18 protein-coding genes, 1 tRNA gene and 1 riboswitch are annotated in these 23,136 nt (G+C 72.0%); of the genes, 15 read left to right on the top strand and 4 right to left on the bottom strand.

What is annotated here, in order from left to right; translation table 11 throughout:
• The first annotated feature begins 2 nt into the window (after window positions 1-2).
• The 6 genes from LXT12_RS11575 (at window position 3) to LXT12_RS11600 (ending at window position 5,026) form a co-directional block, all read left to right on the top strand.
• Window positions 3-1,775: a tetratricopeptide repeat protein gene (locus LXT12_RS11575; protein ID WP_233392169.1), complete on the top strand. Its 1,773-nt coding sequence runs from the start codon at window positions 3-5 to the stop codon at window positions 1,773-1,775.
• On the top strand, window positions 1,772-2,305 hold the full coding sequence (locus LXT12_RS11580; protein WP_233392171.1) for an outer membrane lipoprotein LolB: 534 nt from the start codon (window positions 1,772-1,774) through the stop codon (window positions 2,303-2,305). Before LXT12_RS11575 ends, LXT12_RS11580 begins: the two co-directional genes overlap by 4 nt.
• Window positions 2,289-3,182 carry a 4-(cytidine 5'-diphospho)-2-C-methyl-D-erythritol kinase gene (locus LXT12_RS11585; RefSeq protein WP_233392173.1) on the top strand — a complete coding sequence of 298 codons (894 nt, stop codon included), beginning with the start codon at window positions 2,289-2,291 and terminating at the stop codon, window positions 3,180-3,182. The genes LXT12_RS11580 and LXT12_RS11585 overlap by 17 nt, the downstream gene beginning before the upstream one ends.
• Before the next feature lie 38 nt (window positions 3,183-3,220).
• A tRNA-Gln gene (locus tag LXT12_RS11590) sits at window positions 3,221-3,297 on the top strand.
• Between the two features lie 60 nt (window positions 3,298-3,357).
• Complete coding sequence (locus LXT12_RS11595) at window positions 3,358-4,320, top strand: ribose-phosphate pyrophosphokinase (RefSeq protein WP_349255016.1); 963 nt, start codon at window positions 3,358-3,360, stop codon at window positions 4,318-4,320.
• A 79-nt stretch (window positions 4,321-4,399) separates the two neighbouring features.
• On the top strand, window positions 4,400-5,026 hold the full coding sequence (locus LXT12_RS11600; RefSeq protein ID WP_233392174.1) for a 50S ribosomal protein L25/general stress protein Ctc: 627 nt from the start codon (window positions 4,400-4,402) through the stop codon (window positions 5,024-5,026).
• An 84-nt stretch (window positions 5,027-5,110) separates the two neighbouring features.
• Here the strand turns inward: LXT12_RS11600 and LXT12_RS11605 are convergent, their stop codons facing one another.
• From LXT12_RS11605 to LXT12_RS11620, 4 genes are read right to left on the bottom strand one after another with little or no spacing between them, the layout of a single operon-like run.
• Window positions 5,111-6,517 carry an efflux transporter outer membrane subunit gene (locus LXT12_RS11605; protein WP_233392176.1) on the bottom strand — a complete coding sequence of 469 codons (1,407 nt, stop codon included), beginning with the start codon at window positions 6,515-6,517 and terminating at the stop codon, window positions 5,111-5,113.
• Between the two features lie 3 nt (window positions 6,518-6,520).
• Complete coding sequence (locus LXT12_RS11610) at window positions 6,521-9,637, bottom strand: multidrug efflux RND transporter permease subunit (RefSeq protein WP_233392178.1); 3,117 nt, start codon at window positions 9,635-9,637, stop codon at window positions 6,521-6,523.
• Window positions 9,634-12,843 (bottom strand): efflux RND transporter permease subunit, encoded by a 3,210-nt coding sequence (locus LXT12_RS11615; RefSeq protein WP_233392180.1) that lies wholly within the window; start codon window positions 12,841-12,843, stop codon window positions 9,634-9,636. Before LXT12_RS11615 ends, LXT12_RS11610 begins: the two co-directional genes overlap by 4 nt.
• A gap of 12 nt (window positions 12,844-12,855) precedes the next feature.
• Window positions 12,856-14,331 (bottom strand): MdtA/MuxA family multidrug efflux RND transporter periplasmic adaptor subunit, encoded by a 1,476-nt coding sequence (locus tag LXT12_RS11620; protein WP_233392182.1) that lies wholly within the window; start codon window positions 14,329-14,331, stop codon window positions 12,856-12,858.
• A gap of 116 nt (window positions 14,332-14,447) precedes the next feature.
• Between LXT12_RS11620 and pth the strand changes: the two genes are divergently transcribed.
• The 9 genes from pth (at window position 14,448) to cobO (ending at window position 22,695) form a co-directional block, all read left to right on the top strand.
• Window positions 14,448-15,098, top strand: a complete 651-nt coding sequence (gene pth, locus LXT12_RS11625) for an aminoacyl-tRNA hydrolase (protein ID WP_233392184.1) — start codon at window positions 14,448-14,450, stop codon at window positions 15,096-15,098.
• The gene (locus LXT12_RS11630; protein WP_233392186.1) at window positions 15,095-15,517 is read left to right on the top strand and encodes a hypothetical protein; all 423 of its coding nucleotides are present in this window, start codon (window positions 15,095-15,097) and stop codon (window positions 15,515-15,517) included. The genes pth and LXT12_RS11630 overlap by 4 nt, the downstream gene beginning before the upstream one ends.
• Window positions 15,513-15,746: riboswitch (cobalamin riboswitch) on the top strand. It overlaps the preceding gene by 5 nt.
• A gap of 75 nt (window positions 15,747-15,821) precedes the next feature.
• Window positions 15,822-17,690 carry a TonB-dependent receptor domain-containing protein gene (locus LXT12_RS11635; RefSeq protein ID WP_233392188.1) on the top strand — a complete coding sequence of 623 codons (1,869 nt, stop codon included), beginning with the start codon at window positions 15,822-15,824 and terminating at the stop codon, window positions 17,688-17,690.
• Window positions 17,691-17,692: 2 nt separating this feature from the next.
• The gene (gene cobU / locus LXT12_RS11640) at window positions 17,693-18,250 is read left to right on the top strand and encodes a bifunctional adenosylcobinamide kinase/adenosylcobinamide-phosphate guanylyltransferase (protein ID WP_233392189.1); all 558 of its coding nucleotides are present in this window, start codon (window positions 17,693-17,695) and stop codon (window positions 18,248-18,250) included.
• On the top strand, window positions 18,243-19,103 hold the full coding sequence (locus LXT12_RS11645; RefSeq protein ID WP_233392192.1) for an ABC transporter substrate-binding protein: 861 nt from the start codon (window positions 18,243-18,245) through the stop codon (window positions 19,101-19,103). Before cobU ends, LXT12_RS11645 begins: the two co-directional genes overlap by 8 nt.
• On the top strand, window positions 19,100-20,080 hold the full coding sequence (locus LXT12_RS11650) for a FecCD family ABC transporter permease (protein ID WP_233392194.1): 981 nt from the start codon (window positions 19,100-19,102) through the stop codon (window positions 20,078-20,080). The genes LXT12_RS11645 and LXT12_RS11650 overlap by 4 nt, the downstream gene beginning before the upstream one ends.
• Entirely contained in the window at window positions 20,077-20,835 is a 759-nt protein-coding gene (locus LXT12_RS11655) for an ABC transporter ATP-binding protein (protein WP_233392196.1), read from the top strand. The genes LXT12_RS11650 and LXT12_RS11655 overlap by 4 nt, the downstream gene beginning before the upstream one ends.
• Complete coding sequence (locus tag LXT12_RS11660) at window positions 20,832-22,121, top strand: cobyrinic acid a,c-diamide synthase CobB (RefSeq protein WP_233392198.1); 1,290 nt, start codon at window positions 20,832-20,834, stop codon at window positions 22,119-22,121. The genes LXT12_RS11655 and LXT12_RS11660 overlap by 4 nt, the downstream gene beginning before the upstream one ends.
• Before the next feature lie 4 nt (window positions 22,122-22,125).
• Window positions 22,126-22,695, top strand: a complete 570-nt coding sequence (gene cobO, locus LXT12_RS11665; protein ID WP_233392200.1) for a cob(I)yrinic acid a,c-diamide adenosyltransferase — start codon at window positions 22,126-22,128, stop codon at window positions 22,693-22,695.
• Window positions 22,696-23,136 lie beyond the last annotated feature (441 nt).

The following is a 23,136-nucleotide window of genomic DNA, read 5'->3' on the forward strand; positions in this document are numbered from 1 at the left end:
GAATGCCCCTGACCCATCGCCATGCCCACCGCCGCGCTCGTGCCGCCGGCCGCGTGATCGCCGCCGCCGCCCTGCTGGCCGCCCTGCAGGTGCGCGCCGACGAGGCCGCCCCCGCCGCGCCGCCGGCCGAGCCGCCCACGCACTCGGCGATGGATGCGCCGCTGTTCTATCAACTGCTGATCGGCGAGATCGAACTCGGCAACGGCCAGGCCGGCGTCGCCTTCCAGGTGCTGCTCGACGCCGCCCGGCGCACCAGCGACGAGGAGCTGTTCAAGCGCGTCGTCAACATCGCCCTGCAGGCGCGTGCCGGCGACCAGGCCCTGATGGCGGCCCGCGCCTGGGCCGAGACGCTGCCGAATTCAGTCGACGCCCACCAGAGCGTCGTACAGCTGCTGGCCTTGATGAACAAGCCGGCGGAAGTCCCGCAGCCGCTGACGGCCCTGCTGCGCATCGCCCCCGAGGTCCAGCGCCCCGGCCTCATCGCCGCCCTGCCCCGGCTCTTCCAGCGCTCGCCCGATCCCAAGTCGGTGCTGGCCGCCCTCGGGCCGGTGCTGCAGGCCCAGACCGGCGCCCTCAAGCCCGCCGCCCTCTATGCCGAAGCGCGGCTGTCCATCAATGCCGGCGAGAACGCCCGCGCGCTGGCGCTGACGCGCGAACTCGCCGCAGCCCTGCCCGACGGCGACGATGCCATGCAGCTGGCCGTCGACCTGCTGCCGGCCGAGCCCCAGGCGGAAGGCCTCATCACCGAGCGCCTCAAGTTCAGGCCCGACCAGCACGCCCTGCGCCAGGCCTATGCCCGCGCCCTGGTGCAGGCGCAGCGGCCGGTCGATGCCGCGCGCGAATTCCGCATCCTCACCACCGCCACGCCCGACAACCCCGCGCCTTGGCTGGCCCTGGGCGCACTCGAGCTCGACCTCAAGCACACCACCGCCGCCGAGTCCGCCTTGCGCGAGAGTCTGAAGCGCTTCGACACGCCGGCCGCCGGCACCGAGACGGAGATCCGCGCCCGCGCGGACGGCCGGCAGCAGGCCTGGCTGATGCTGTCCCAGGCTGCCGAGCAGCGCGGCGACCTGAAGGCCGCGGAAGCCGCCCTCAAGAAGGTGGACGGCAACGGCCTGGACGTGCGCTACCGCCGTGCCAGCCTGATGGCCCGCCAGGGCAAGCTGGCCGACGCCCGCAAGCTGCTGCAACCCGCGGCCGACGCCAGCGACGCCGATGCCCGCACCGCCCTGCTGGCCGAAGCCCAACTGCTGCGCGAACAGCACGACTACGCGGCAGCCTTCGGCGTGCTGAAGACGGCCACGGAGCGCTTCTCCGGCGACACCGACCTGATCTACGAGCAGGCCATGATGGCCGAGAAGCTCGGCCAGTACGACGACATGGAGGCGCTGCTGCGCAAGGTCATCGAGATCAAGCCCGACTACCACCACGCCTACAACGCCCTGGGCTATTCCTTCGCCGATCGCAACGTGCGCCTGCCCGAGGCCAAGCAGTTGATCGAGCGCGCCCTGAAGCTGGCCCCCGGCGAACCCGTCATCGTCGACAGCCTCGGCTGGGTGGAGTTCCGGCTCGGCAACCTGCCCGAGGCGGCCAAGCTGCTGCGCCAGGCCCATGCCGGCCGCCCCGACGCCGAGATCGCCGCCCACCTCGGCGAAGTGCTGTGGGCCAGCGGCCAGCAGGACGAGGCCCGGCGCGTGCTGGCCGAGGCCGCCCAGCGCGAACCGGACAACGAGGCGCTGCGCGAGACGCTGGGCCGGCTGAAGGTCAAGCCTTGAGGATCGCCGCATCCGTGCTGGCACTGGCTGCGGCCCTGGCGGGCTGCGCCCAGTTGCCCAAGGCGCCACCCGCGGACGCCTCCGCCGGCCACCTGAGCGGACGCATCAGCGTGACGGTGGCGGGCGATGTCCACAACCGCGGCACCGGCGGTGCGGCCAGCTTCGAGCTGTTCGGCGGCCCCGAGGCCGGCCGGCTGGAGCTCACCTCGCCGCTGGGCGCCCTGGTGGCGCGCGCCGAATGGCGGCCGGGCGTGGCCTCGCTGCAGACGCCCGGCGACGAGCGCCGCTTCGACGACCTCGACGCGCTGACCCGCGAACTGCTCGGTGAGCCGGTGCCCGTCGCCGCCCTGTTCGACTGGCTCCGGGCCCGCCCCTGGGGCGCCGCGCCGCACCGGGCCACGGCGGGCGGCTTCGAGCAGCTCGGCTGGCGCATCGAGCCCCGGCTGCCCAGCCTCGTGGCCACGCGCCTGGCCGAACCCACCGTGACCCTGCGCGCCAGGCTGGATGGAGGCGATGAAGGCACTCCATGACCTGGCCGCGCCGGCCAAGCTCAACCTCTTCCTGCACGTCGTCGGCAAGCGCCCCGACGGCTACCACCTGCTGGAGTCGGTCTTCGTGCTCATCGACTGGGCCGACACCCTGCACGTCGAGCGGCGCGGCGACGGTCGACTGCAGCGCCACGACGTGCTCGGCGGCGACCTGCCGGCCGACGACCTCTGCCTGCGCGCCGCACGACTGCTGCAGGCCGAGACCGGCTGCACCCTGGGTGCCGACATCCACCTCGAGAAGCGCCTGCCCGCCGGTGCCGGCATGGGCGGCGGTTCGTCCGACGCGGCGACCACGCTGCTGGCGCTGAACCGCCTGTGGGACCTGCGCCTGCCGCTGGAGCGCCTGATGGCCCTCGGGCTCAAGCTGGGCGCCGACGTGCCCTTCTTCCTCGGCGGCGGGCCGGCCTTCGTCGAAGGCGTCGGTGAGATCCTGCATCCGCTGGCCCTGCCGCCGCAACGCTTCGCCGTGCTCAAGGGCCCGGCCGGGCTGGCCACCAAGGACATCTTTTCGAGTCAACGGTTGGCAAGGTCGGAAAAGTTGGCTATAGTCGCGGGCTTTCCCGCCCTGGCAGGAACTGCAGAAATCCTCGCGAGGGGTTTTGGTCGCAACGACCTTCAACCCGCCGCCGAAGAAATCAGCAGTGAAGTGCGAGACGCGTTGGCCCTGTTGTCGAAGACATTCGGCAACGCCCGGATGACGGGCTCGGGTGCCGCCGTGTTCTCGATACTGGCCGAGGATGGAAAAGAAGGCGAGGACGACCAGTCCCTGGCGACATTGCTCCAGGCACAACCTGGAGGGTGGACCGGTCGAATCTGCCGCAGTCTGGCCTCGCACCCGCTCGCGGGTTGGGCCGACTGAAAGGTTTTGGGGTGCAGCAGCTCTGCTGTGTCCTGTGTAGGGGAGTCGCCAAGTTGGTCAAGGCATCGGATTTTGATTCCGACATGCGAGGGTTCGAGTCCTTCCTCCCCTGCCAAATTTTTTCGTTTCGCTGAACCGGCTTGCTTCAGCGAGCCACTGACACCAGAGGCTCCCAGTGCTGCTCAACACGGTTCTCTTCACCGGCAACGCGAATCCGGTCCTCTCCCAGGAAATCGCCACCCATCTCGGCCTCGAGCTGGGCAAGGCCGTCGTCGGCCGCTTTTCCGACGGCGAGGTGACCGTCGAGATCCAGCAGAACGTCCGCGCCCGTGACGTCTTCGTCGTGCAGCCCACCTGCGCGCCGACGAACGAGAACGTGATGGAGCTGCTGATCATGGTGGACGCGCTCAAGCGCGCCAGCGCCCGCCGCATCACGGCCGTGATCCCCTACTTCGGCTACGCCCGCCAGGACCGCCGCCCCCGCTCGACCCGCGTGCCGATCTCGGCCAAGGTCGTGGCCAACCTGCTGGAGACCGTCGGCGTCGAGCGCGTCCTGACCATGGACCTGCACGCCGACCAGATCCAGGGCTTCTTCGACATCCCGGTCGACAACATCTACGCCTCGCCGGTGCTGCTGTCCGACCTGAAGAGCCGCAACTACAGCGACCTGGTGGTCGTTTCACCCGACGTCGGCGGCGTGGTGCGCGCCCGTGCCCTGGCCAAGCAGCTCGGCTGCGACCTGGCCATCATCGACAAGCGCCGTCCGGCGGCCAACGTCTCCGAGGTCATGCACGTCATCGGCGACATCGACGGCCGCAACTGCGTGATCATGGACGACATGATCGACACCGCCGGCACCCTCGTGAAGGCGGCCGAGGTGCTGAAGGCCCGCGGCGCCAAGAGCGTGTTCGCCTACTGCACCCACCCCATCCTGTCGGGCCCGGCCATCGAGCGCATTTCCAGCTCGCAGCTCGACGAAGTCGTCATCACCAACACCATCCCGCTGACCGACGCCGCCAAGGCCTGCAAGAAGATCCGCCAGCTGTCGGTGGCCTTCCTGTTCGCCGAAACCATCCGCCGCATCTCGGATGGCGAGTCGGTCACCAGCCTTTTCTCCGAGCAGAACAACAACTTCTGACCGGAACATCCGGCCGTCGCAAGACGGCTTTTTCACACGGTGCCTGGTCGCGGGCGCCGTTCTCTTTTTGGAGAAAACCATGAAGTTCGTCGCTTTCGAGCGCAAGCAGCAGGGGACCGGAGCGAGCCGCCGCCTGCGCGTGGCCGGCAAGGTGCCGGGTATCGTCTATGGCGCCGGTGAGCCCGCCCTCATCGAGCTGGACCACAACGCCCTCTTCCACGCCCTCAAGAAGGAAGCCTTCCACAGCTCGCTGCTGGACATGGAGCTCAACGGCTCGGTCACGCAGGTCCTGCTGCGCGACTTCCAGATGCACCCCTACAAGCCGCAAGTCCAGCACATCGACTTCCAGCGCGTGGACGCCACCACCAAGATCACGAAGAAGGTGCCCCTGCACTTCGTGGGCGAGGAGAACTCGGTCGCCGTCAAGACCGACAAGTGCACGGTCAACCACGTGATCACCGAGCTGGAGATCACCTGCCTGGCCCAGCAACTGCCCGAGTTCATCGAGGTCGACCTCTCCGGCCTGACCAAGGGCCACTCGCTGCACGTCAATGACGTGAAGCTGCCCGCCGGCATCAAGGTCGTGACCCACGGCAAGCCCAACCCCGTCGTCGCGACGCCGGTCGAGCCCGTGACCGAGGAAATCGTCGTGGCCGCCGCCGCACCGGCCGCCGACGACAAGAAGGGCAAGAAGGGCAAGAAGTAATTCCTGCCGGCTTCAAGCCAAGACGAAGGGCTCCGCAAGGAGCCCTTTTTCGTTGGTGCCCCGTCGCGTGACGAGCGCGCCGGGTCAGGCCGCTGGCGGCAGCCGCCCGCCCAGGTTCTTGAGCAGCAGGTTGGCCGCCGCCAGCTGGCGGTTGCGGGCCGTCAGCACATTGCCCTCGGCGGAGAGCAGCGAGCTCTGTGCCGCGCTGACGTTCAGGTAGCTCACCGTCCCGGCACGGTACTGCGCCATGACGATGTCGAGGTTGCGCTGCGCGGCCTCCAGCGCGTCGCGCTGCAGGGCCACCTCGGCGCCCGTCTCGGCGAACTGCACGAGGTTGTCCTCCACCTCCTGGAAGGCCGTCAGCACGGCCTGGCGGTAGTTGGCTGTGGCCACCTCGGCCGACGCGCGGGCCTGGTCGCTGGCCAGGCGGCGCTGGCCGCCGTCGAAGAGCGGGGCCGTCACCGCCGCGCCGAGCGACCAGATCAGGTTGGGTGCGGAGACGAGGTGGGACCACGAGGAGCCGCGATAGCCACCCGAGGCCGACAGGTCCACCGCCGGGAAGAAGGCGGCGTCCGCCACGCCGATCTGGGCATAGGCGGCGCGCTGGCGCTCGCGCGCCGCGGCCAGGTCGGGCCGCTGGGCCAGCAGCGTGGACGGCACCAGGGCCGGCACCGGTGGCAGCTCCGGCAGGTGAGCGTCGGCCGCCGCCGGCACGCGGAACTGGCCGGGCAGCTTGCCCAGCTGCGCGGCCAGCGCATGCTCGAGCTGGGCGCGCTGGCTGCGCATCTCGCTGAGCTGCGACTCGACGTTGCGCAGCTGGGTGCGGGCCTGCAGCACGTCGGTCTGGGCGACGACGCCGCCGGCATAGCGGTCCTGGGTCAGCTCCAGCGCGCGCCGGTCCGCGGCCACGGTGCGCTCCAGCAGCGCCTGCTGGGCCTCGGCCGTGCGCAGCGCGAAATAGGTCTGGGTCAGCGTCGCCTGGGCGGACAGCCGCAGCGCCGCGAGGTCAGCCTGGCTGGCGCGGTAGCTCGCGCCGGCCACCTTGACGGCCTCGGCCAGCCGGCCCCAGAGGTCGATCTCCCAGGCGGCGTTGGCGGTGAGCGCGTCGGACGTGGAGACCGTGCGGCGGCCATTGCTCTCGCTGGCCGAGCGCGTCGTCGCCCCGCCGAGGGAGAGCGTCGGCCAGATGGCCGAGCCGCTGGCGCGCAGCACCGCGCGGGCCGAGGCGAGCTGGGCCAGGGCGGCGGCAAGGTTCTGGTTGCCGACGACGAGGTCGGCCTGCAGGCCGTCGAGCACGGGGTCGTGGAAGAGGGTCCACCAGGCCTCGGGCACGGCGGCGCCGGTGGCGGGCAGGCGCTGCCACTCGCTGGAACCGGCAAAGGCCGCCGGCATGGCCGGCTCGGCGGGCAGAGGCGGCGAGGTCACGGCGCAGCCGGCCATCAGCAAGGCGGCGGCGAGGGGCGCGAGAGGCGCGAGGGCGGAGTGGTTCATGGCTCAGGAGGCGGCGGCAGGCAGGGCGGCGGGCGGCACGGGCGCGGCGCGGCGGCGCCTGCGGCTCAGCCGGTCCATGCCGCAGAAGACGACCGGCGTGGTGTAGAGGGTGAGCAGCTGGCTCAGCAGCAGGCCGCCGACGATGGACAGGCCCAGGGGCACGCGCAGCTCGGCGCCGTCGCCATGGCCGATGGCCAGGGGCACGGCGCCGAAGATGGCAGCCACCGTCGTCATCAGGATGGGCCGCAGCCGCAGCAGGGCCGCGCGGTAGATGGCCGCGCCCGCGCCCAGCGGCCGGCCGCGCGCCTCGGCCGCACGCCGGGCCGACAGCGCGAAGTCCAGCATCATGATGGCGTTCTTCTTGACGATGCCGATCAGCAGGATGACGCCGATGAGGGCAATGATGGTGAAGTCGGTCTTGAAGAGCATCAGCGCGAGCAGCGCGCCCACGCCCGCCGATGGCAGGGTGGACAGGATGGTGATGGGGTGGATGAGGCTCTCGTAGAGCATGCCCAGCACCAGGTAGATGGTGACGATGGCCGCGAGGATGAGCAGGGGCTGGGACTTGAGCGAGGCCTGGAAGGCCTGGGCGGTACCCTGGAAGCTGCCGCGCACCGACACCGGCGCGCCGCTGCCGGCCACCGCGTCGTTGATGGCCGCCACCGCATCCGACAGGGCCGCGCCCGGCGCGAGGTTGAAGCTGATGGTGCTGGCCGGCGTGCCGCTCTGGTGGTTGACGGCCAGCGGCGTGCTGGTGGTCTCGACGCGCGCCACGGCGGACAGCGGCACCTGCTGGCCGCCGCCGGCCGTCAGCATCAGCCGGTCCAGCGTCTGCGGGCTCTGCAGCCAGGGCGGCGCCAGCTCCAGCACGACGCGGTACTGGTTGAGCGGGTTGTAGATGACGCCGACCTGGCGCTGGCCGAAGGCGTCGTTGAGGGTGCTGTCCACGGCACTCATGGTCAGGCCCAGGCGCACGAGGGCGTCGCGGTCGACGACGAGGGAGGTCTGCAGGCCCTTGTCCTGCTGGTCGGTGTTGACGTCGGTGATCTCGGGCACCTCGGTCAGCGCCCGGCGGATGCGCGGCTCCCAGGTGCGCAGCTCGGCCAGCTCGTCGGCCTGCAGCGTGTACTGCCACGAGGCGTTGGACTGGCGTCCGCCGATGCGGATGTCCTGCACCGGCGCGAGGAAGAGGTTGGCCCCCGGCACCTTGGCCAGCTTGCCGCGCAGCCGGTTCATCACGTCGTCGACGCTCTCCTTGCGCTCGCTGCGCGGCTTCAGCGCGATGAACATGTTGGCGCTGTTGCGCTGGCCGCCGCCGGTGAAGCCCATCACGTTGGCGACCGCCGGGTCGGCGCGCACGATGTCGTGGAAGGTGCGCAGCTTGCCCTGCATGGACTGGAAGGAGCTGGCCTGGTCGGCCTGCACGCCGCCGAACATCAGGCCCGTGTCCTGCTGCGGGAAGAAGCCCTTGGGAACGCTCACGTAGAGGGACACGTTGAGCGCGACGACGCCCGCCAGCGCCAGCAGCGCGACCGGCTGGTGGCGCAGCGTCCAGCGCAGGCTGCGCCGGTAGCCGCGCATCACCGCCTTCTGCCAGGCGGCCACGCGGCGGCCGATGCGCCCGGCGGGCCGGCTCTCGCCATGCGGCTTGAGCAGGGTCGCGGCCATCATCGGCGTGGTGCTGAGCGACACGACCATGGACACGAGGATGGCCACCGACAGCACCACCGCGAACTCGCGGAACAGCCGCCCGATGATGCCGCCCATGGCCAGGATGGGGATGAAGACGGCGATCAGGCTCAGCGAGATGGAGATGACGGTGAAGCCGATCTCGCGCGCACCGCGCAGCGCCGCCTCGCGCGGCGCCATGCCCCGCTCGATGTGGCGCGAGATGTTCTCGAGCACGACGATGGCGTCGTCGACGACGAAGCCGGTGGCCACCGTCATGGCCATCAGCGACAGGTTGTCGATGCTGTAGCCCAGCAGGTACATGACGCCGAAGGTGCCCGCCAGGCTCACCGGCACGGCCACGGCCGGCAGCAGGGCCGCGCGCAGCCTCCGCAGGAAGACGAAGACGACCACGATGACCAGGCCGAAGGCGATGGCCAGCGTGCGCTGCACCTCGGTGATGCTGGCGCGGATGGTGGCCGTGCGGTCCATCACCACGTCGACGTCGATGGCCGGCGAGATGGACGCGCGCAGCCGCGGCAGCAGGCCGCGAACGGTGTCGACCGTCTTGATGATGTTGGCGCCGGGCGCCTTGTTGAGGATGAGCAGCACCGCCTGGCGGCCGTTGGCCAGGCCGTCGTTGCGCAGGTCCTGCACGCTGTCCTGCACGTCGGCCACGTCGCGCAGGCGCACCGCCGCACCGTTGCGGTAGCTCAGCACCAGGGGCGCGTACTCGCGGGCAGCCTTGGCCTGGTCGTTGGCGGCGATCTGCCAGTAGCGCCCGCCTTCCTCGAGCACGCCCTTGGGGCGGTTGGCGTTGGTGGCCACCACGGCCGCCCTCACCTGCTCCAGCGACAGGCCCTGGGCCGACAGCTTGTTCGGGTCCAGCTCGATGCGCACCGCCGGCAGCGCCCCGCCACCCACCGTCACCTGGCCCACGCCTTCCACCTGCGACAGCCGCTGGGCGATGACGGTGGACGCGGCGTCGTACATCTGGCCGCGCGTCAGCGTGTTCGAGGTCAGCGCGACGATCATGATGGGCGCGTCGGCCGGGTTGACCTTGCGATAGGTCGGGTTGCTCGGCATGCCGGTCGGCAGCAGGGCGCGGGCGGCGTTGATGCCGGCCTGCACGTCGCGCGCGGCACCGTCGATGTCGCGGCCGAGGTCGAACTGCAGCGTCACCCGCGTATTGCCCAGCGACGAGGAGGACGTGATCTCGTTGACCCCCGCGATGGTGCCCAGCGTGCGCTCCAGCGGCGTGGCCACCGTGGCGGCCATGGTGTCGGGGCTGGCGCCGGGCAGCGAGGCGCTGACGGAGATGGTCGGGAACTCCACCTGCGGCAGCGGTGCGATGGGCAGCAGCAGGTAGGCGATGGCCCCCGCCAGGGCCAGGCCGCAGGTGATGAGGGCCGTGCCGATCGGCCGCTCGATGAAGACGCGCGACAGGTTCACGCCGCCTCCTCGCGCGCCTGCCCGCGGCCCCGGCGCAGACGCGCGGCCAGCGCCGAGAAGCCGAGGTAGATGACCGGCGTCGTGAACAGCGTCAGCAGCTGGCTGACGATGAGGCCGCCGACCATGACCACGCCCAGCGGATGGCGCAGCTCGCTGCCCACGCCCGTGCCCAGCATCAGCGGCAGGGCGCCGAGCAGGGCCGCCATGGTCGTCATGAGGATGGGCCGGAAGCGCGTCATCGCCGCCTGGTGGATGGCCTCGCGCGGCCGGAGCTTGCCGTCGCGTTCGGCCTCGAGCGCGAAGTCGATCATCATGATCGCGTTCTTCTTGACGATGCCGATCAGCAGCACGATGCCGATGATGGCGATGATGTCCAGGTCGAGCCGGAAGGCCAGCAGGGCCAGCAGCGCGCCCAGCCCCGCCGAGGGCAGCGTGGACAGGATGGTCAGCGGGTGGATGGTGCTCTCGTAGAGCACGCCCAGCACGATGTACATCGTGACGATGGCCGCGAGGATGAGCAGCAGCGTGCTCGTCAGCGACGCCTGGAAGGCCAGGGCCGCGCCCTCGAACCGGGTCTCGACGCTCAGCGGCAGCTGCAGGCTTTCGACCTCGGCACGGATGGCCTTGACCGCCTCGCCCAGCGACGCGCCCGGCGCCAGGTTGAAGGAGATGGTCGACGCCGGGAACTGGGCCACGTGGTTGACGGCCAGCGGCGCCTGGCGCTCGGCGAAGCGGGCCACCGAACTCAGCGGCACCTGCACGCCGCCCGCACCCGGCACGTAGAGCCGCCGCAGGCCGTCCAGCCCCGCGCGGAAGTCGGGCGCCACCTCCAGCACCACGCGGTACTGGTTGCTCTGCGTGAAGATGGTGGAGATCAGCCGCTGGCCGAAGGCGCTGTACAGGGCACTGTCGATGGCCGCCACGCTGACGCCCAGGCGCCCGGCCGCGTCGCGGTCGATGTCGACATAGGCCTGCAGCCCCTGCTCCTGCTGGTCGCTGGCGACGTCGGCGATCTGCTTCACGTCGCGCAGCCGGTCGAGGACGGCCAGGGTCGAACGGCTCAGTTCGGCGGCATCGGGCGAGGACAGCGTGAACTGGTACTGCGTCTTGGCGATGCGGTCCTCGATGGTGAGGTCCTGCACCGGCTGCAGGTACAGCGCGATGCCGGGCTCGGCCGCCGCCGCGTCGCTCAGGCGGCGGGCCACGGCGGCGGCGCTCTCGCCGCGCGCCTCCTTGGGCCTGAGGGCGATCTGCAGCCGGCCCTGGTTGAGCGTGGTGTTGGCGCCGTCCACGCCGATGAAGGACGAGACACTCTCGACGGCCGGGTCCTGCAGCACGCGCTCGGCGATGCGCTGCTGGTGCTCGGCCATGGCCGCGAAGGAGGTGGACTGGGCCGCCTCCGTGATGCCCTGGATCTGCCCGGTGTCCTGCACCGGGAAGAAGCCCTTGGGCACGATGAGGTAGAGCACGCCGGTCAACAGCAACGTGGCCAGGAAGACGACGAGGGTGGCGGCCGAGCGGTCCAGCACCCAGTCCAGCATGCGGCCGTAGGCGGCGATGGTGCGGTCGAAGGCCCGGCCCACCGCATGCCACAGCCGGCCATGGCCCGCCTCGTGCTCGTGGTTGAGCAGCCGCGCGCACATCATGGGCGTGAGCGTGAGGGACACGAAGGCCGAGATCAGGATGGACACCGCCAGCGTGATGGCGAACTCGTGGAAGAGCCGGCCCACCACGTCGCCCATGAAGAGCAGCGGGATGAGCACGGCGATCAAGGAGACCGTCAGCGAGATGATGGTGAAGCCGATCTGCTTGGAGCCCGAGAGGGCCGCGGCAAAGGGGGAGATCCGGGCTTCGGGCACCATGTTCTGGCTGCGGCCGGGCGCATCCGCGCCCTTCACGTCGGCGTCGCCGACGTGAGCCTGCGCCGGAACATCGCCCGCCCCCTCTTCGAGGTGGCGGGCGATGTTCTCGATCATCACGATCGCGTCATCCACGACGAAGCCCGTCGAGATCACCAACGCCATCAGCGTCAGGTTGTTGATCGAGAACCCCGCCATGTACATGACGCCGAAGGTGCCCACCAGCGACACCGGCACCGCCACCGCTGGGATGACCGTGGCCGGCAGGCTGCGCAGGAAGACGAAGATGACGCCGATGACCAGCACCACGGCGAAGAGCAGCTCGTGCTGCACGTCGCGCACCGAGGCGCGGATGGTCGTCGTGCGGTCGGACAACACCTGCACGTCGATGGAGGCCGGCAGGCTGGCCTGCAACTGCGGCAGCACGGCGCGCACACGGTCCACGGTCTCGATGACGTTGGCTCCCGGCTGGCGCTGCACGTTCAGGATGACGGCCGCCGTGGAGGCGCCGCCGGGCCGGCCGGCCCAGGCGGCCAGGCGCAGGTTCTCGGCGTCGTCGACGAGCTGGGCCACGTCGCGCAGGCGCACGGGGTTGCCGTTCTTGTAGGCGATGACGAGATTGGCGTACTCGGCCGCGCTCTTGAGCTGGTCGTTGGCGTCCAGCGTGGAGGCGCGCAGTGGCCCGTCGAAGCTGCCCTTGGACTGGTTGACGTTGGCCGCCGAGATGGCGGTGCGCACGTCGTCGATGGACAGCCCCAGCGCCGCCAGCGAGCCGGGGTTGGCCTGGATGCGCACGGCCGGCCGCCGGCCGCCGGCGATGGCCACCAGGCCCACGCCGGGCACCTGGGAGATCTTCTGCGCCAGCCGGCTCTCGACGAGGTCGTGCACGCGTGGCACCGTCAGCGTGGCCGAGCTGACGGCCAGCGTCAGCACCGGCGCGTCGGCCGGGTTGACCTTGCTGTAGACCGGCGGCATGGGCAGGTCGGACGGCAGCAGGTTGCTGCCGGCGTTGATGGCCGCCTGCACCTCCTGCTCAGCCACGTCGAGGGACAGGCTGAGGTCGAAGCGCAGCGTGATGACCGAGGCGCCGCCCGAGCTGGTGGACGACATCTGCGCCAGCCCCGGCATCTGGCCGAACTGGCGCTCCAGCGGCGCGGTGACCGAGGAGGTCATCACGTCGGGGCTGGCGCCGGGGTAGAGGGTGGTGACCTGGATGGTCGGATAGTCCACCTCCGGCAGCGCCGAGACGGGCAGCAGCCGGTAGGCCAGCGCGCCGGCCAGCACGATGGCCAGCATCAGCAGCGAGGTGGCGACCGGCCGCTCGATGAAGAGGCGTGACGGGTTCATCGCGCTGACCCGCTACTGCGCCGCGGCAGAGGCGCGGTGCTGCTGGAACCAGGCCCGCCTCTCCTCGGGACTCATGGCCTTGAGCTTCTCGGCCACCTCGGGCGGCACGCGGTCCATCCAGCGCGGGCGCTCGCCAGCATCCGCTGCGGCGGCCGAAGCGGATGCAGGTACCGGCGCCGCACTGACGGCATTGGCCGCACTGACCGCCGCGCCCGGCGCGCGCCCGCGCCCGCCACGGCCGCCCGGCGCGGAGGCACCGCCCGCCGGCACGCGGATCACCTCGGCCTTGCCGCCGTCGCGCAGGCGGTCGGCGCCGTCGATGACGACCTGCTCGCCCGGGCGCAGCTCGGCCTGCACGGCGGTAGAGTCGCCGTCGGCCGCCAGCACCTGCACGCGCCGCAGCGACACCTGGCCGTCGGCCACGACGTAGACGAAGGTGCCCGGCGCGCCGCGCTGCACCGCCGCCGTCGGCACGACGAGGGCGTCCTTGAGCGTGTCCAGCTGCAGGCGCACGTTGACGAACTGGTTGGGGAAGAGGCCGCCGTCGGTGTTGGGGAACAGGGCCTTGACCTTGATGGTGCCGGTGCTGGCGTCGATGGCGTTGTCGGTGCTGGCGACGCGGCCCTCGGCCAGCATCTGGCGCCGCTCGCGGTCCCAGGCCTGCACGGCGAGGGGCTGCCCTCCGGCAAGCTGCTGCCGGATGCGCGCCAGCCGCGCGTCCGGCACGGCGAAGACGACCGCCGCCGGCTGGGTCTGGGCGATGCTGAGCAGGCCGTTGGCGTCGCTCGGCGTCACGGTGTTGCCCAGGTCGGCCTGCTTGAGGCCGGCCTGGCCCGAGATCGGCGCCGTGACCCGGGTGTAGGAGAGCTGCAGCGCGGCGTTGGCGACGGCCGCCTTGTCCGACAGCACGGTGGCCTCGAGCTGGCGCACCAGGGCCTGCTGGGTGTCCAGCTGCTGGCGCGGCGCGGCCTCCTTGGCGACGAGGTCGCGGTAGCGGGCCAGGTCGGCACGGGCGTTCTCGAGCTGGGCCTGGTCGCGGGCCAGGGCGGCCTGGGCCTGGTCGCGGGCGATCTCGAAGGGCCGCGGGTCGATCAGCGCCAGCGCCTGGCCGGCCTTCACCGGCTGCCCTTCCTTGAAATACAGGGCCTTCAGCTCGCCACTGACCTTGGCCCGCACCACGGCCGTGTTGGCGGAAGCGATGCTGCCGATGGCGTCGACCGTGACGGCCAGGTCGCGCCGCTGCACCGCGGCCACCGACACCGGCTGCGGGCCGCTGCGGCCGAAGCGCCCGCCGCCCGGGCCGCCGCGCCCCGGTCCCGAGGCCCCTGGCGCGGCGGAGGCCGCCGCTGCAGGCCCGTCGGCCCCGTCGCCACCCCGGCCCTTCCACCACCACACGGCCAGCGCAAGGGCGGCCAGCGCCGCGACGACGAGCACGCCGGTCCTCGCCGCACCCGCCGACAGGCCGGATCTGGAATTCTTGTTCTCCATTCGGTCCACTCCTGGTGACAGCCGGCGAGTGTCCCGGCCGAATGTAGCTGGCTCATTTCTGCGAGCCTAAGCCTGGCCGTGGCGGTCCGGCCCGGACAGGCTCTAGGATGCCGGGCATGATCCGTTTGCTTGTCGGCCTGGGCAACCCGGGCCCCGAATACGAAGACACCCGCCACAACGCCGGCTTCTGGTGGATCGACGGCCTGGCGCGCGGCCTCAAGCTCAGCCTGCAGCCCGACAAGGCCTACCACGGCCTCGTCGCCCGGGCAAACCATGCGCCCGGCGCCGCCGGCCCCATCTGGCTGCTGGAGCCCATGACCTACATGAACCTCTCGGGCAAGTCGGTGGCGGCCCTGGCTCGCTTCTACAAGATCGCGCCGGAGGAGATCCTGGCCGTGCACGACGAGCTGGACCTGCCGCCCGGCGAGATGAAGTTCAAGAAGGGCGGCGGCAACGGCGGCCACAACGGCCTGAAGGACATGCAGGCCCAGCTCGGCAGCGGCGACTTCTGGCGGCTGCGCCTGGGCATCGGCCATCCCGGCCACAAGGCGGAGGTGGCGGGCTACGTGCTGCGCAAGCCGCCGCTGGCGGAACGCCAGGCCGTGGAGGACTGCATCCAGAAGAGTTACGACGCCGTCGAGCTGATGCTGCGCGGCGAGATGGACAAGGCCCTGGCCCGCATCCACGCCAAGCCGCCCCGCCCCAAGCCACCGCGCCCGGCCGCCGCCCAGCCGGCGCCGGCCACCGAAGAGGCCCCCAAGCCATGAAACCCCTGCTGCTGGCCCTGGCCCTGGGCCTCGCCCTGCCCGCCCTGGCCCAGACCCAGGTGCGCCGCGCCCAGGTCTACCGCTGCGGCACCGACGGCCGCGACCTGCGCGACTCCCCCTGCCCGGCCGGCCCGCAGGCCAGCGGCACCGTCGACTACGACCAGCCCAGCAGCGCCGACAGCCGCGCCGCCCGCGAGCGCCACCTGGCCGAGGCCAGGCAGGCCAGTGCCCTCGCCGCCGCGCGCCGGGCCAGCGAGGCCGAAGCGCGCCACCAGCGCAGCCTGGCCGTGGGCCTGCAGAGCCTGCCGCCGCCGGCCCAAGCCGCCAGCTCGCCGGCTTTCCCGCCGCCGCCCAAGCGCCCGCATCTGGCCCGCCCGGCCAAGCCGCACAAGCCGGCCGCCTCCGTCGCGGGCCGATAGAATCCGCCGCGTTGGTGCTCGCGAACGCCCTCAAGGCGCAAGCAGTTCAACGGGAATCAGGAGGGCAAGCCGCCACGCGGCGCGCCTAACCTGAGCTGTCCCCGCAACGGTAAGTGGACGAGGCCCTCGCGCCTCACCTCGCAATCACGCGCCACTGGTGCCTCGGCACCGGGAAGGCATTGCGAAGACGTCCATCAGCCCGGATACCGGCCAACGACGGGGTTCGCACGCCAAGGCGCGCGAGCCGTTTTTCAGCGGTGCTGCGGGGGTCAGCACGGCTGAGCGACACGTTTGCGTCCCTTCCATGTCCCTGTCCTTTCCCGCGGCCCGCCGGTCGCTGTCCGCCCTGGCCGTGCTGGCCCTGGCGCTGCCCGCCCACGCCCAGAACAAGCTCGACACCGTCGTCACCACCGCCACGCGCACGCCGCAGCGCCTGTCCGAGGTGCTGGCCGACCTGACCGTCATCACCCGCGCCGACATCGAGCGCCAGGCCGCCGCCAGCGTGGCCGACCTGCTGCGCAACAACGGCTGCGCCGAGATGGTCCGCAACGGCGGCGCCGCCTCCACCACCTCCCTCTACCTGCGCGGCGCCGACACGCGTCACACCCTCGTCCTCGTCGACGGCGTGCGCATGGACTCGCAGGCCACTGGCGGCGCGAGCTGGCAGGGCATTCCGCTGGCCCAGGTCGAGCGCGTGGAAGTGCTCAAGGGCCCGGCCAGCGCCATCTACGGCTCCGACGCCGTCGGCGGCGTGGTGCAGATCTTCACCCGCAAGGGCGGCGGCAAGACCAGCGCTGACCTCGGCGTCGGCGTCGGCAACCTCGGCACGCGCAAACTCGACGGCGGCATCTTCGGCGGCACCGGCCCGCTCGACTACGCCGTCACGCTGGCCGGCGAGCGCAGCGACGGCTTCAATGCCACCCTCGACGTGCCCGGCTCCTTCAGCTACATCCCCGACCGAGACGGCTGGCGCAAGCACCAGGCCAGCCTGCGCCTGGGCGCCCGGCTCGCCGACGGCCAGCGCGTGGAAGGCGTGGTGCTGCGCAGCCACGTGAACGGCCAGTACGACGCCTCCAAGTCCCAGCCCCAGAACGACGACCGCGCCCTGCAGGACACCGATGCCGCCCGCCTGTCCTGGACCGGGCAGTGGACGCCGGCCCTGCAGACCCAGCTGAGCTACGGCGAGTCGCGCGACCGCTACGAGACCCGGCCCTCGCCCTACCTCACCATCACCCATGTGAGGAACCTCGCGCTGACCGGCTCCTACCTGCTGGGCGCGGGCTCGCAGCTGAACTTCCAGGCCGAGCGCATCGAGGACAAGCTGGAGAACAGCGGCCTCGTGACCGCCGGCGTCGGCAAGCGCCACCGCAATGCCATAGGCGCGGGTTATCTCTTCAATGCGGGCGCCTTCAGCCTGCAGGCCCACGCCCGCCACGACGACGACAGCGAGTTCGGCGGCGTCAGCACCGGCACGTTGCTGGCGGGCTACGAGATCGCGAAGGGGCTGCGCATCGTCGGCTCCGCCGGCAACGCCTTCCGCGCGCCGACGCTCTACCAGCAAGGCACCGTCTACGGCCCCGACCTGTCCCAGCCGGGCGTGCAGGCGCTGCAGGCCGAGCGCGGCCATAACGTCGAGTTCGGCCTCAAGTACGGCAGCGGCGACACCGAGGTCAGCGCCACGGCCTACCGCAACCGCGTCGGCAACCTCATCGTCTTCGGCGCGGCGGGCAGCTGCCGCAGCGCCTTCGGCTGCTACCAGAACGTCGCCGCGGCGCGGCTGCAGGGCCTGAGCCTGGCCGGCAGCACCACGGCCGGCATCGTCAACCTGCGCGCCACCGTCGACCTGCAGTCGCCCAAGGACGCGGCCACCGGCCAGCGGCTGGCGCGCCGCGCCAGGCACACCGCCACGCTCAATGCCGACACCGCCCTGGGCGACTGGCTGCTGGGCGCCGGCGTGCAGGCCTCCGGCGCCCGCTGGGACAACGCCGCCAACACGCGCAAGCTCGGCGGCTACGCCCTCGTCAACGCCAGCCTGCAGTACCGCATCCGCCCCGACCTGCGCCTGCAGCTCAACGTGGACAACGCCTTCGACCGCGAGACCTCGACGGCCTACGGCTATGCCTCGACGCCACGCACAGCGCTAATCAGCCTGCGCTGGAGTCCCCAGCTCTGAGCATGGCGGCCCACCAGCTCATCGTCGGCGGCCAGCGCAGCGGCAAGTCGCGCCGGGCCGAGGCACTGGCCCGGCGCTGGCCCGGCCGCGTCGTGGTCGTGGCGACGGCGCTGGCGGCCGACGAGGAGATGCGCGAGCGCATCGCCCGCCACCGCGCCATGCGGCCCGCGGGCTTCGAGACCGTCGAGGCGCCGCTCGCCCTGGCCGCGACGCTGCGCCAGGCTGACGACGCGGGCACCCTGCTCGTCGTCGACTGCCTGACGCTGTGGCTGGTGAACTGGCTGATGCCCGCCGCCGGCCCCGTCGGCCCCGTCGACGAGGCGGGCTGGGCGGCCGAGCGCGCCGCCCTGCTGGAGCTGCTGCCGCGCCTGGCCTCGCCCGTGGTCTTCGTCTCCAACGAGGTGGGCTGGGGCGTGTCGCCCCTGGGCCGCGAAGCGCGGCATTACGTCGACGAACTCGGCCGGCTCAACCAGGACGTGGCGCGGCGCTGCGCCACACTGACGCTGATGGTGGCGGGCCAGGCCTGGACCCGACCCGTGGAGGACCCTTCCCATGCTTGAACGCCTGTTGGCCCTGTGCCTGCTCGCCCTGGCCCTGCCGGCCGCCGCGGCCATCGAGATCAAGGACGACCTCGGCCAGGCGACGACGCTGGCGGCTCCGCCGCAACGCATCGTCAGCCTGCTGCCCTCGCTGACCGAAACGGTGTGCGAACTGGGCGCCTGCGGCCGGCTCGTCGGCGTCGACCGCTACTCCAACTACCCCGCCTCGGTGAACGCCCTGCCCAAGGTCGGCGGCATCGACGACACCAATGTCGAGCTCATCGCCTCGCTGCGGCCCGACGTGGTGCTGGTGGCGGTGTCCTCGCGCGTCACCGACAGGCTGCGCGCCCTCGGGCTCAAGGTCATCGCGCTGGAGCCGCGCAGCTACCGCGACGTGCAGCGCGTGCTCGGCGTCATCGGCCAGGTGCTGGCCGTGCCCGACGCCCAGCGCGTGTGGCGCCACATCGAGGCCGGCGTGTCCGCGGCCGCCGGCAGCGTGCCGCCCGCGGCGCGCGGCCTGCGCGTGTACTACGAGGTGGCCAGCGGCCTGTACGCGGCCGGCACGGCCTCCTTCATGGGCGAGACGCTGGCGCGGCTGGGCGCGGGCAACATCATCCCGGCCGAGCTCGGCCCCTTCCCCAAGATCAACCCGGAGTTCGTCGTCAAGGCCAACCCGGGCGTCATCATGGTCGGCTCGCGCGGTGCCGAGGGTCTGGCCGAGCGGCCGGGCTGGAGCCGCATCGACGCCGTCAGGCGCGGCCGGATCTGCGTCTTCAAGCCCGACGAGGGCGACATCCTGTCGCGCCCCGGGCCGCGCATGGCGGAGGCGGCGCAGATCATGGCCCGGTGCCTGCGAGAGAAGGCGGGTTCATGACGCTGCGCCCCGGCGTCCTGCTCGCGTTGCTGCTGTTGCTCGGCGCGGCGGGCATCGTCGCGGGCGTGCTCATCGGCAGCACCGGCTGGGCCGACCTCGGCGACGAGGGCATGGCCGTCATCCTGTGGGACATCCGCCTGCCGCGCTCCCTCGGCGCCTGGTGGGCCGGCGCCCTGCTGGGCATGGCCGGCGCCATGGCCCAGGGCCTGTTCCGCAATCCGCTGGCCGACCCCTACCTGCTCGGCAGCGCCTCGGGGGCGGGCCTGGCGGTGGCCGTCGCCCTGGCCTTGACGGGCGTGTCGCCGCAGACCTCGTCGCTGCTGGCCCGCGTCGGGCTGACGGGCGTGGCCTTCGTCGGCACGCTGGTGGGCGTGGGCCTCACCCTGGTGCTGGCCCGCGGCGTGGAGCAGACGCTGCGCCTGCTGCTGGCCGGCGTCGTCGTCGGCGTGGTGCTGAACGCGCTGACCGGCCTGGCCACGCTGTGGGCGCCCGACATCCTGCGCGCCATGCAGGCCTTCCTGCTCGGCAACACCGGCCTGCTGGGCTGGAGCAGCGTGGCCGTCATGGCGGCCTGCGGCGTGGCCGCGCTGGCGGTCGGGCTGCTGGCCAGCCCCGCCCTCGACGCCCTCACCCTCGGCGAGGCCACGGCCACGTCGCTGGGCGTGCGCCTGCCGGCCGTGCGCCTGCTGCTGATCTTCGCCTTCGCCCTGGCCACCGGTGCGGCCGTGGCCCAGACCGGCATCGTCGCCTTCGTGGGCCTGGTGGCGCCCCACCTCGTGCGCAGCCTGTGCCCGATGCTGCACGGCCGCCTCATCGCGCTGTCGGCCGCCGCCGGTGGCGCCCTGCTGCTGGCCGCCGACGTGCTCGCCCGCGGCCTCACGCGCCCGCAGGAGCTGCCGGTCGGCCTCGTGACGGCGCTGCTGGGCGGCGTCTACCTCCTTGTCCTCATGCACAGGCGCGGAGCCCCACGCCGATGACGCTGCTGCATGCCCGCATCGAACGCGTCCGCATCGACGGGCGCGACCTGCTGCACGACATCGAGCTGGCCCTGCCGCGCGGACGCTGGACGGCCATCGTCGGGCCCAACGGCGCCGGCAAGTCGACGCTGCTGCGCGCCGTCGCCGGCCTGCAGCGCTGCGAGGGCGAGGTGCAGTTGGCCGGCCGGGCCTTGCACGCCTGGCCGGCCCAGGAGCGCGCCCGCCAGCTCGCCTGGATGGGCCAACAGGAAAGCGGCGCCGACGACCTCACCGCCCTGGACGTCGTCATGCTCGGCCGCCTGCCGCACCGCCCCTGGCTCACACCGCCCACCGCGGCCGACCGCGCTGCGGCCGAGGCCGCGATGCAGGCCACGCAGAGCTGGGCCTGGCGCGACCGCCGCCTGGGCAGCCTGTCGGGCGGCGAGCGCCAGCGGGTGCTGCTGGCCCGCGTGCTGGCCGTCGACGCGCCGCTGACGCTGATGGACGAACCCCTGGCCCACCTCGACCCGCCTCATCAAGCCGACTGGATGGCCCTGGTGCGCGGCCGCGCGGCGGCCGGGCACGGTGTCGTCAGCGTCCTCCACGAACTCCACCTCGCCCTGCAGGCCGACCATCTCGTGCTGATGGCCGACGGCCGCATCGTCCACACGGGCGCCCCGGCCGACCCGGCCACCCACGATGCGATGAAACGCGTCTTCGGGCCGCGCCTGCACATCGTCCAGATCGAGGGCCGCTGGGTGGCCCTGCCGCTATGACCTCCTGTCCCGCCCTCTTCATCAGCGCCCCGTCCTCGGGCGCCGGCAAGACCAGCATCACGGCCGCCATCGCGCGCTCCCACGCCCGCCGCGGCCGGCATGTGCGCGTCTTCAAGACCGGCCCCGACTTCCTCGACCCCAGCATCCTCGAGCGCGCCAGCGGCCGGCCCGTCTACCAGCTCGACCTCTTCATGGGCGGCTTCGCGCACTGCCAGGGCCTGCTCGCCCGGGCCGCCGCCGAGGCCGACCTCATCCTCGTCGAGGGCGTGATGGGCCTGTTCGACGGCAACCCCAGCAGCGCCGACCTGGCCGCGGCCTTCGGCCTGCCGGTGGTCTGCGTGATCGACGCGTCAGCGATGGCCCAGACCTTCGCGGCCCTCGCCACCGGGCTGGCGCGCTACCGGCCCGAGCTGCACCACTGCGGCGTCATCGCCAACCGCGTCGGCAGTGCCGCGCACGGCCGCATGGTGGGCGAGGGCCTGCCGGACGACCTGCCGCTCATCGCCGCCCTGCCCCGCGAGCCGCGGCTCATCCTGCCGGAGCGCCACCTCGGCCTCGTGCAGGCCCTGGAGCAGCCCGGCCTGGACGGCCAGCTCGACGCCTGGGCCGACGCCTGGGAGGCAGGCCTGCGGCCCGGCTTCGACTTCAAGCCCACGCGCTTCGAGGCGAGCGACGCCGCCGCGCCCGCGCCGCTGCTGGCCGGCCGGCGCATCGCCATCGCCCGCGATGCGGCCTTCGGCTTCATCTACGCCGCCAACGTGGACCTGCTGCGTGAGCTGGGCGCCGAGCTGAGCTTCTTCTCGCCGCTGGCCGGCGAGGCCCTGCCCGAGTGCGATGCCGCCTGGCTGCCCGGCGGCTACCCCGAGCTGCATGCCGACGGCCTGGCCGCCAACGCCGGCTTCTTCACCGGCCTGCACGCCCATGCCGCCGCCGGCCGCCCGCTGCTGGCCGAATGCGGCGGCATGCTGGCCCTGCTGGACACGCTGACCGACGCCCAAGGCCGCCGCCATGCCATGGCCGGCCTGCTGCCCGGGCGCGCCCACGTGCAGTCGCGCCTCGCGGCGCTGGGGCTGCAGGCCATCGCCTGGCCCGAGGGCCCACTGCGCGGCCACAGCTACCACTACTCCACGCTGGAGACGCCGCTGCCGCCCCTGGCCGTCGCGAGCAACCCCAACGGGGGCCGCACCGCCGAGGCCCTCTACCAGAGCGGTTCGGTGCGCGCGAGCTACGTGCACCACTACTTCCCGTCCAACACCGAAGCCATCGCCGCCTTCTTCGCCGGGTGAAGCCATGCAAATCGAACAACCTCCAGTGGACCGCCAACGCGTCGTCCCCAGCGGCGAGCGCCGCGGCCTCGTCCTCGTGCACACGGGCGACGGCAAGGGCAAGAGCACGGCCGCCTTCGGCCTGGCCCTGCGCGCCCACGGCCGCGGCAAGCCGGTGCTCATCTACCAGTTCATGAAGGTGCCCAGCGCCCGCTTCGGCGAGCACCGCGTCTTCGAGCAGCTCGGCGTGCCGCTGATCGGCCTGGGCGACGGCTTTTCCTGGAAGAGCAAGGACCTGGAGAACTCGGCGGCGCTGGCCCTCGAAGGTTGGGCGAGGGCCGAGGCCACCATCCGCGGCGGTGAGCACTTCCTCGTCGTGCTCGACGAGATCATGTATCCGCTGCGTTATGGCTGGGTGCCGCTGGACCGGGTGCTGGCCTGCCTGCGCGAGCGGCCGTCGCACGTGCACGTGGTGCTGACGGGGCGGGGCGCGCCGGCGGAACTGATCGAGGTGGCCGACACGGTGACGGAGATGGGGATGGTGAAGCATCACTATCGGGCGGGGGTGCCGGCGCAGAGGGGCATCGAGGATTGATGAGGGCGTGGCCACATCGCTGATGTCGATGGACAGGTGGCTTTTGCTTCGAACCTTTGTGCCCGTTGCACCGTGCCGGGAATTCGCCCCGGCGGGCGACCTACTTTTTGTCCCGACAAAAAGTAGGCAAAAAACGGCCCCTGCAAAACCGCCCACCCGCAATGCGGGTGGGTGCCCTGCGATGCTCGAAGCCCGAGGCCAGCGCCAAACTCCCTCCGCTCACTGCGTTCGCTACGGTCAGACAGTGGCGCTGAGTCAGTTGTTGAAGCGCGCTGCGCGCGCGCCTCGGGCTTCTGCGCTTCTCGGCGGTTTAGAAGGGGAGACCCCAAACAGCCGGAACAGCCGAAACAGCCAACAGCCAAACGCGCCAGCCGGCTGGTGCCGGCTGTTCCTTCACTCCCCCTTTGAGCCCGCCGAGCAGCGCAAGGGCTTGAGGGCGCG

Origin of the sequence: Pelomonas caseinilytica (assembly GCF_021353235.1) — a bacterium.
In the GTDB taxonomy this organism is placed as follows: domain Bacteria; phylum Pseudomonadota; class Gammaproteobacteria; order Burkholderiales; family Burkholderiaceae_C; genus Pelomonas; species Pelomonas caseinilytica.

Coding starts and splice junctions, on each gene's coding strand:
- cobO (WP_233392200.1), top strand. CDS start 22,126: ATGCAAATCGAACAACCTCCAGTGGACCGCCAACGCGTCGTCCCCAGC.
- LXT12_RS11585 (WP_233392173.1), top strand. CDS start 2,289: ATGAAGGCACTCCATGACCTGGCCGCGCCGGCCAAGCTCAACCTCTTC.
- LXT12_RS11660 (WP_233392198.1), top strand. CDS start 20,832: ATGACCTCCTGTCCCGCCCTCTTCATCAGCGCCCCGTCCTCGGGCGCC.
- LXT12_RS11650 (WP_233392194.1), top strand. CDS start 19,100: ATGACGCTGCGCCCCGGCGTCCTGCTCGCGTTGCTGCTGTTGCTCGGC.
- LXT12_RS11620 (WP_233392182.1), bottom strand. CDS start 14,331: ATGGAGAACAAGAATTCCAGATCCGGCCTGTCGGCGGGTGCGGCGAGG.
- LXT12_RS11645 (WP_233392192.1), top strand. CDS start 18,243: ATGCTTGAACGCCTGTTGGCCCTGTGCCTGCTCGCCCTGGCCCTGCCG.
- cobU (WP_233392189.1), top strand. CDS start 17,693: ATGGCGGCCCACCAGCTCATCGTCGGCGGCCAGCGCAGCGGCAAGTCG.
- LXT12_RS11575 (WP_233392169.1), top strand. CDS start 3: ATGCCCCTGACCCATCGCCATGCCCACCGCCGCGCTCGTGCCGCCGGC.
- LXT12_RS11615 (WP_233392180.1), bottom strand. CDS start 12,843: ATGAACCCGTCACGCCTCTTCATCGAGCGGCCGGTCGCCACCTCGCTG.
- LXT12_RS11605 (WP_233392176.1), bottom strand. CDS start 6,517: ATGAACCACTCCGCCCTCGCGCCTCTCGCGCCCCTCGCCGCCGCCTTG.
- pth (WP_233392184.1), top strand. CDS start 14,448: ATGATCCGTTTGCTTGTCGGCCTGGGCAACCCGGGCCCCGAATACGAA.
- LXT12_RS11600 (WP_233392174.1), top strand. CDS start 4,400: ATGAAGTTCGTCGCTTTCGAGCGCAAGCAGCAGGGGACCGGAGCGAGC.
- LXT12_RS11630 (WP_233392186.1), top strand. CDS start 15,095: ATGAAACCCCTGCTGCTGGCCCTGGCCCTGGGCCTCGCCCTGCCCGCC.
- LXT12_RS11635 (WP_233392188.1), top strand. CDS start 15,822: ATGTCCCTGTCCTTTCCCGCGGCCCGCCGGTCGCTGTCCGCCCTGGCC.
- LXT12_RS11655 (WP_233392196.1), top strand. CDS start 20,077: ATGACGCTGCTGCATGCCCGCATCGAACGCGTCCGCATCGACGGGCGC.